Below are 1,377 nucleotides of genomic sequence, written 5' to 3'. Positions count from 1 at the left end.
TGACTAGTCCTGAAACTCCGATACAGATTAAAGGACAAAAATAAATAATTAAACCAGAGCAAATTTGTTTTTGCTTTGGTTTTTGTTTTTATAAGTTTTCATTTTGATTTTCTTTTGTTTATGCATTTGATTTGGGGTTAAATAATGATTCGAAAAATGAGGTCTTAATTCATTATAAATTTCAATAGCTTCATTTACTATTTTTCTTCTGAGCGAAGTTGCCATATCATATTTATCGATATCAAATTCTTGTTTTAAAATACCATTCACTCTCTCTGCAACAGCATTTTCATAAGGGTCGGAATTTTGTGTCATACTGCATTTTAATTGATATTTTTTCAAAATTCGTTGATACTCATTTGAACAATATTGTAAGCCTCTGTCAGAATGATGAATCAGTGGTTCTTTTTCCATGTTATTGTTCTTTAATGCCTTTCTCAATGCTATGAGACTGCTTTCTGTATTAAGGTTGTCTGCAACATAATGTCCAACGATCTTCTTGGAATAAGCATCCGTCATCAGGCTTAAATAACTTGGTTTTTTTCTATTTCCGATATAGGTAATATCTGCCACCCAAACCTGGTTGGGTTTGTTTATGGAATAATCCAGAATCAGGTTTTTATGCTTTCTGAATCGATGATGAGAATTCGTTGTGATATAATAGCTCCTCTTGGGTATTATGAGCAAATGATTGGCTCTCAAAATATCAAAAAACTTATCCCTGCCTATTTTCAAAGATCTTAAAGGTTCCTTTAAAAGAAAATACAGCTTTCTACCTCCTAATTTTGGCATTTTTATGCGAATATCTTCTACGAGTTTTATCACTTCTGCAGCTTTGCTTTGTGAGTTTTTATACCGTTTGATACTTCTATAATAGACTTGTCTATCCAATCCGAACAATTCGCAGGTAAAGATTAGGGTTTCTTTTTCTTCACTGCGGAAGCGGGTGATTGTTCGGATGGTAAGTTTTTTCTGATATCAATATCATATTCTTTCTCGGCAAGATTAATCATCATATCGAAAAATATGACCTTTTTATCTGCAATGTAAGACTGTCTCTCTAAAAATGCTTTCTGTTTTTCAAGCAGTTTAACTTCAGCTTCCAATTCCATAATACGCTGTTCAGGAGTCTTTTTCATGCTAAATGTCGTTTGGTTTTCCCAATCAAAGGTACCATATTTTCTAAGCCAACCAACAATCGTAGAGCGTGCTTGTATACCGTATTTTTTACGACAGTCGGTGATTCCTGATTTTCCTGCTTCTATTTCTCTTACTATTTGAAGCTTCAAACTCAAATTGTAATCTCTCTGTGTACGCTTGACATACTGGGTTTCTAAATGTTCTTCCATAACGATTCTTTTTTTGTGTATCGATATT

2 protein-coding genes are annotated in these 1,377 nt (G+C 33.1%); both read right to left on the bottom strand.

Translation table 11 applies throughout. The annotated features are described in order from the left end of the window. Positions 1–48: 48 nt before the first annotated feature. Positions 49–891 (bottom strand): IS3 family transposase, encoded by an 843-nt coding sequence (locus SB679_RS23055; RefSeq protein ID WP_410704629.1) that lies wholly within the window; start codon positions 889–891, stop codon positions 49–51. Between the two features lie 23 nt (positions 892–914). Continuing rightward, a partial coding sequence (locus tag SB679_RS23050) for a transposase (protein ID WP_410704628.1) occupies positions 915–1,377 on the bottom strand: 463 nt, incomplete at its 5' end.

The sequence above is a fragment of the Chryseobacterium sp. SIMBA_029 genome, from assembly GCF_046535275.1.
GTDB lineage: Bacteria > Bacteroidota > Bacteroidia > Flavobacteriales > Weeksellaceae > Chryseobacterium.
The sequence above is the reverse complement of the archived record's forward strand: the minus strand, read 5'-3'. Positions and strand labels throughout refer to the sequence as shown.